7 protein-coding genes are annotated in these 5,904 nt (G+C 64.6%); 5 read left to right on the plus strand and 2 right to left on the minus strand.

Annotation, left to right across the window (positions count from 1 at the left end; translation table 11 throughout):
• The 3 genes from ACTJGZ_RS15570 to ACTJGZ_RS15580 form a co-directional block, all read left to right on the plus strand.
• A partial coding sequence (locus ACTJGZ_RS15570; protein WP_441663807.1) for an aldo/keto reductase occupies positions 1-534 on the plus strand: 534 nt, incomplete at its 5' end.
• Position 535: 1 nt separating this feature from the next.
• Positions 536-877, plus strand: coding sequence for a thioredoxin family protein (locus ACTJGZ_RS15575; protein WP_441663808.1), 342 nt, complete (start codon positions 536-538; stop codon positions 875-877).
• A 30-nt stretch (positions 878-907) separates the two neighbouring features.
• Positions 908-3,061 carry a TonB-dependent receptor family protein gene (locus ACTJGZ_RS15580; RefSeq protein ID WP_441663809.1) on the plus strand — a complete coding sequence of 718 codons (2,154 nt, stop codon included), beginning with the start codon at positions 908-910 and terminating at the stop codon, positions 3,059-3,061.
• A 48-nt stretch (positions 3,062-3,109) separates the two neighbouring features.
• Here the strand turns inward: ACTJGZ_RS15580 and ACTJGZ_RS15585 are convergent, their stop codons facing one another.
• Complete coding sequence (locus ACTJGZ_RS15585; protein ID WP_441663810.1) at positions 3,110-3,373, minus strand: hypothetical protein; 264 nt, start codon at positions 3,371-3,373, stop codon at positions 3,110-3,112.
• Between the two features lie 177 nt (positions 3,374-3,550).
• On the opposite strand from ACTJGZ_RS15585, the gene ACTJGZ_RS15590 reads away from it, so the two are divergent.
• Entirely contained in the window at positions 3,551-4,066 is a 516-nt protein-coding gene (locus tag ACTJGZ_RS15590) for a GNAT family N-acetyltransferase (RefSeq protein ID WP_441663811.1), read from the plus strand.
• A gap of 9 nt (positions 4,067-4,075) precedes the next feature.
• On the opposite strand, the gene ACTJGZ_RS15595 is transcribed toward ACTJGZ_RS15590, so the two are convergent.
• Positions 4,076-4,933: an ABC transporter ATP-binding protein gene (locus tag ACTJGZ_RS15595; protein ID WP_441663812.1), complete on the minus strand. Its 858-nt coding sequence runs from the start codon at positions 4,931-4,933 to the stop codon at positions 4,076-4,078.
• A gap of 128 nt (positions 4,934-5,061) precedes the next feature.
• Between ACTJGZ_RS15595 and fepB the strand changes: the two genes are divergently transcribed.
• The coding region (fepB, locus tag ACTJGZ_RS15600) for a Fe2+-enterobactin ABC transporter substrate-binding protein (RefSeq protein WP_441663813.1) at positions 5,062-5,904 on the plus strand (843 nt) is incomplete at its 3' end.

Genomic DNA, 5,904 nt, shown 5'->3' on the forward strand with positions numbered 1-5,904 from the left:
CTGGATGATATCGACCTCTATCTGATCCACTGGCCCTCGCCCGCGCGCGGCCTGTATCTGGAAAGCTGGCGCGCCTTGCGCCGCCTGCATAAAGAAGGCCGGGCACGCTCTATCGGCGTCTCCAATTTCACGGCCGGACACCTGGAGCGGCTGATCCAGGAAAGCGGTGTGGTGCCTGTCCTGAACCAGATTGAACTCCACCCGCGCTTTCAGCAGCGCGAACTGCGCGCCTTCCATGCCCGCCACGGTATTGCCACGCAGTCCTGGAGCCCGCTGGGGCAAGGCACGCTCCTGCATCATCCTGTCATCGCCGACATCGCGCTGAAGCACCGGCGCACCCCGGCGCAAACCATTATCCGCTGGCATCTGGACCAGGGCTTGATCGCTATCCCGAAATCCGCCACCCCCAGCCGCATCGCGGAAAATTTCAATGTGTTTTCCTTCCGGCTGGACGCCAGCGACCTGGCGGCTTTCGATGCGCTGGACGCAGCGGATGGCCGGATCGGCCCGGATCCCCTGACGGCGGAGTTCTGAGATGGCTGCGCCCCTTGCTCCCAGCCCCATGAACTACCAGCCCGAGACCCTGAGCACTCAAGAGGCCGCGCAGCTCGCGGGGCCTGTCGTGCTGGACTTCGGCACCAATTGGTGCGGCTACTGCCAGGCGGCGCGCCCCTGTGTCGATGCCGCCCTGGCCGGCTTGCCCGCCGTCCGGCATATCCGGGTCGAGGACGGCAAGGGACGCCCGCTGGGACGCGCCTTCGGCGTCAAGTTATGGCCCACGCTGGTGTTATTGCGCGACGGCAAGGAAGTCAGCCGCTTGGTGCGCCCGGATAACCGGGCCAGCGTCGAGCAGGCCTTGCGCCTCTTGCTGCCCTGAACCTGTTTTTTCACCTTACTTCCGACTGCAATGTCCAGGCACCTTTTTTCCGCATCGACCCTCTTCTCCCTGCTGGCCATCCCGGCCTTGCAAGCGGCTCAGGCGCAATTGCCCGCCAATCCGCCCGCCACGCTGCCGGATACCGGCAGCCCGCCCGAGGTGTCCCTGCTGCCTGCCATTGAAGTCATCAGTACCCTAGGGCCGCGCGCCCTGATAGACGCCCCGGCTTCCATCAGCCAGGTAGATGAAACCGGCCTGTTCGCAGGCCGGCCCGCGCTCAAGCTTTCCGAAGGCCTGGCCAGCGTGCCCGGCATTCAGGTGCAGGACCGCAACAACTCTGCGCAGGATCTGCAAATCTCCATACGCGGTTTCGGCGCCCGCTCAACCTTCGGGGTGCGCGGCGTCCGTATCTATGTGGATGGCATTCCCGCCACCATGCCGGATGGCCAGGCTCAGCTCTCCAATATCGACCTGAGCTCGGCCAGCCTGGTCGAAGTCCTGCGCGGCCCTTACTCCGCGCTGTATGGCAACTCCTCTGGCGGCGTGCTGATGGTCGAAACCGCCAAAGGCAGCGGCCCCTTGCGCCCGGCCGTCAGCCTGACCACCGGCAGCAACGGGCTGCGCCGCTACGGTTTGCAGGCTGGCGGCGCCACAGACGCTGCGGCCGGCCTGAGCCACTACACCTTGAGCGCCAGCCGCCAAACCCTCGATGGCTGGCGCGACCACAGCGCCATGAGCAAGAACCAGGGTAATGCCCGCCTGGATTTTTCCTTGGCCGACGACAGCAAGCTGACCCTGCTGGCCAACTATGCCCTGATTCATGCCGATGACCCCCTGGGCCTCAGCGCTGCCGAAATGGCGGCCAATCCGCGCGGCGTCACCGCCAATGCCCTCGCCTTCAACACCCGCAAAAATACCCGCCAGTCGCAGATCGGCCTGCGTTATGAAAAATCGCTGGATGCGGACACGCAACTTCAGGCGATGGTTTACACCGGCGAACGGCACACCGTGCAATACCAGGCCATTCCCCCCGCCGCGCAAAAACCGGCCACCCATGCCGGGGGCATCATAGACCTGCAACGGAATTTCTCAGGCCTGGACCTGCGCGCCACGCACACGGCCAGCCTGCTGGGCCAGCCCTTGACGATCACCGCCGGCGGCGCCTACGACCATATGCGCGAAGACCGCCGCGGTTATGAAAACTTCCAGGGCAGCGCCGCCGCCCCCACCGACCTTGGCACCCGCGGCGCCTTGCGCCGCAAGGAGCGCAATACCTTGCGCAACATGGATGCTTACCTGCAAGCCGGCTGGGATGTCAGCGAGCGCTGGCTGCTGGAAGGCGGTCTGCGCCGCAGCGAAGTCCGCTTCCGCTCGCGCGACCAGTATCTGGGCAATGGCGACGACAGCGGCAAAACCTCATTCAGCGCCTGGCTGCCCGTCTTCGCCGCCCGCTACGCGCTGGGCTCGGATAGCAGCCTGTATGCGTCTTTCGGGCGCGGCTTCGAAACACCGACCTTCAATGAACTGTCCTACCGCCCGGATGGCACGGGCGGACTGAATCTTGCCTTGCGCCCCTCCAGCAGCCGCAACTATGAGATAGGCGCCAAAACCGGCAGTCTGGGCGGACTGCTCACCGCCGCTTTGTTCCGCATCGACACGCGCGACGAAATTGTCAGCGCCGGCAGCAGCGGCGGCCGCGCCACCTTCCGCAACGCGGGCAAAACCCGCCGCAATGGCCTGGAGCTTTCCTGGCAGGCGGCGCTGATTCAGGACCTGCAATTTACGCTGAGCTATACCTATCTGGATGCCGATTTCCGCCAGGCCGCGTCTGGCAGCCAAGGCAAGCGCATCCCCGGCGTCGCGCGCCACAACGGCTATGCAGGACTGCAATGGATGCCGGAACAAGGCTGGCAAGCCGGCGCGGAATGGCGCGCCATGGGCAATATCCAGGCCAACACCGCCAATAGCGCCCAGGCGCCGGGCTACGCCGTCACGGCGCTTTATACCGGCTACCGCCTGCAAGCTGCCGCCTGGGATCTGGACCTGCTGGCCCGCGTCGATAATCTGTTCGACAAACGCTATGTCGGTTCCGTGATCGTCAATGAAAGCAACAGCCGTTATTACGAGCCTGCTGTCGGCCGCAACTGGACGCTGATGTTCAACGCAGGCTACCGCTTCCACTGACAGGCGCCGGGCGCCGCCGCGCCCGGCAAGGCGCGGCAAGACAGGGGATCAATCCTGCAAGGCGTCTGCCAGCAAGGTATTGACCAAATCATTCAGGTTGACACCATCGGCTTGCGCCTTGGCACGCAAAGCGTCAATCAGGGGCTGGCGCAGCTTGACCGGAAACGGCACCAGCCCAGCCGCCTGATCCAGACGCCGCTGCTCGCGGCGGTCCAGCACGGCGGCGCCGGCATAACGTCCGGGCGGCACAGCCGCCTGCATCTTGCCCATCAGTTTGAGGGCTTTGTTTTTCTCTAAATCGGTTTTTTTCATCGGGGATCCGCAAAAGTGGCGCCTTCGCCACCGGCGCAATGTAGCGCAAGGCCGCAGCACCGCCAAGCAAATAAACGCATCCCGCCGCGCAGCCCGCACGCGCGCCAGGCTCCGGCTTGCCCGCGGTAGCAGGAATGCGACAATTCATGCCTTTCCTGCCGAAACGCCCCTGTTGTCATGACGACCATCCGCCAATCCGACGAAGCCCTGTTGCCCGCTTTGCGCGCCATCGAACAATCTGCCGCTCAGGCCTTCCTGCAAATACCCGAGCTGGCCTGGCTGGCCCAGGGTGATCCCATGAGTGCCAGGCGCCACCGCGAGTTCATGCGCCTGGGAACGGAATGGGTTGCCCTGGATGACGCAGGGCACGCTGCCGGTTTCCTAAGCGCCGAGCCTGCCGGCAGCGCCTTGCATATCTGGGAACTCTCCGTTCAGCACAGCCACCAGGGCCAGGGCCTGGGACGCGCCCTGATGCAACACGCCATCGGGCACGCCCGCGCCCGGCAGTTGTCCAGCCTGACCCTGACCACCTTCCGCGATGTGCCCTGGAATGCGCCGTTTTACGCCCGGCTGGGCTTTGAGGTGCTGCCTGAACACGGCATGGAGACACGCCTTGCCAGCATTTTGCAGGACGAAGCGGCGCATGGCCTGCCAGCCGCGCAACGCTGCGCCATGCGGCTGGCGCTGCGCTGACCGCCGCCCTCAAGCGGCCGAGACAGCGGATCTGGCGGTATCCTGCCGGGTGCCGGTGCTCGCAATGGGCACGACCATGGGCGTATGCGTGACCGGATCATCAATCACGACGGCGCTCAGGCCGAATACCTCTTCAACCACGGCCGGCGTCACGACCTCGCGCGGATGCCCGGCGGCGATAATCCGGCCCGCCTTCATCGCAATGATGTGATCGGCATAACGCGCCGCCTGGTTCAAATCATGCAGCACCATCACCAGCGTGCGCCCTTCTTCGCGATTGAGGCGCTGGCAGAGATCCAGCACCTCGATCTGGTGGGCGATATCCAGATAGGTCGTTGGCTCATCGAGCAGCATGATGGGCGTATCCTGCGCCAGCACCATCGCCAGCCAGACACGCTGCCGCTGTCCGCCGGACAGTTCATCGACCGCCCGTTCCGCCAGCATTTCCACATGCGCGGCCTCCATGGCCTTGCGCACTGCCGCTTCATCTTCGTGCGACCATTGCTGCAGCATGGTCTGATGCGGAAATCGGCCACGCGCCACCAGATCTGCCACGCAAATGCCCGAAGGCGCCACCGCGCTTTGCGGCAGCAGGCCCAGCAGGCGGGCCACGGTCTTGGGGGCATAGCTGCGGATGTCCTTGCCGTGCAGCAGCACCTGGCCGCTGACCGGCACCAGCAAGCGCGACAAGGCCCGCAGCAAGGTCGATTTGCCGCAGGCATTCGGGCCGACAATCACGGTCACCTTGCCGGCCGGAATATCCACCGTCAGATTTTCCGCAATCACGCGGGCTTCATAGCGCAGGGTCAGTTTCTCCCCCTGCAGCGGCGACGCGGCGGAGGGATTGGCGCCTGGATGCATGGTCATAGTGTCATATCCTGCCGGACCAGACGCCCTGCAGCCGGTCCATCATAATGAAAAACATTACAATTATAGATACTGCAAGCGCCTGCCGATCATCCGGCAGTCAGTCTGACCCTTTGCCCGGAATATCAATGCGCACGACGAGATCCCTTGCCGCGTACGGCCTCATGCTGATGGCCCTGCTCATGCTGCTGGCCCGGCCTGCCCTGGCCGATACCCCGGCCGCCAGCGCCGCACAAAGCTGGCCGCGCGACTTCAAGAATGCCGACGGCAGTATCACGCATATTCCCGCTCAGCCCAAGCGCATCCTCTCCACTTCGCCGACCATCACCGGCACACTGCTGGCCATAGATGCGCCGGTCGTGGCCAGCGCCACCGCCGCCAACGGCAAGTTCTTCGAACAATGGGCCAAAGTGGCGCAAGACCGTCAACTGGAACAGGCCTGGCCTGCCGGGCGCGTCGATCTGGAAACCGCTTATGCTTTCGCGCCCGACCTGATCGTGGTCGCGACCAGCGGCGCCGATTCCGCCCTGGAGCATATCGCCAGCCTGCGCCAGATCGCCCCGACCATCGTGCTCGACTATGGCCGCCGCTCCTGGCAGGAGCTGGCCCGCCAGCTGGCGCAAGCGACCGGCCTGGAAGCCGAGGCAGACGCCCGGATTGCCGACTTTGATGCCTTTGTCACTCAGGCCCGCGAGCAGATCAAACTGCCTGCCGGACAGGCCAATATCATCAGCTACAACGGCGCAGTGATGGAAAACCCGCTGGGCACCCGCACCGGCGCCCACGGCAGGCTGCTGGCGGCACTGGGTTTTGATATCGAAGCCCCCGACCCCGCCTGGCAAAGCAATGCGGATGTCAACCACGACTTCATCTGGGCCCCGTATGAAAAACTGCCCCAGCTCAAGGCGGAAACCACCTTCCTGCTGCGCGTTGGCGATGAACGGCGTGACGCCTTCCTGAAAGACCCTGTC

Source organism: Kerstersia sp. (assembly GCF_052103615.1).
Taxonomy (GTDB): Bacteria; Pseudomonadota; Gammaproteobacteria; order Burkholderiales; family Burkholderiaceae_B; genus Kerstersia.

Excerpts from the sequence above, each read along its gene's own strand:
- ACTJGZ_RS15575 (WP_441663808.1), top strand. The coding sequence starts at position 536 with ATGGCTGCGCCCCTTGCTCCCAGCCCCATGAACTACCAGCCCGAGACC.
- ACTJGZ_RS15580 (WP_441663809.1), top strand. The coding sequence starts at position 908 with ATGTCCAGGCACCTTTTTTCCGCATCGACCCTCTTCTCCCTGCTGGCC.
- ACTJGZ_RS15585 (WP_441663810.1), bottom strand. The coding sequence starts at position 3,373 with ATGAAAAAAACCGATTTAGAGAAAAACAAAGCCCTCAAACTGATGGGC.
- ACTJGZ_RS15590 (WP_441663811.1), top strand. The coding sequence starts at position 3,551 with ATGACGACCATCCGCCAATCCGACGAAGCCCTGTTGCCCGCTTTGCGC.
- ACTJGZ_RS15595 (WP_441663812.1), bottom strand. The coding sequence starts at position 4,933 with ATGACCATGCATCCAGGCGCCAATCCCTCCGCCGCGTCGCCGCTGCAG.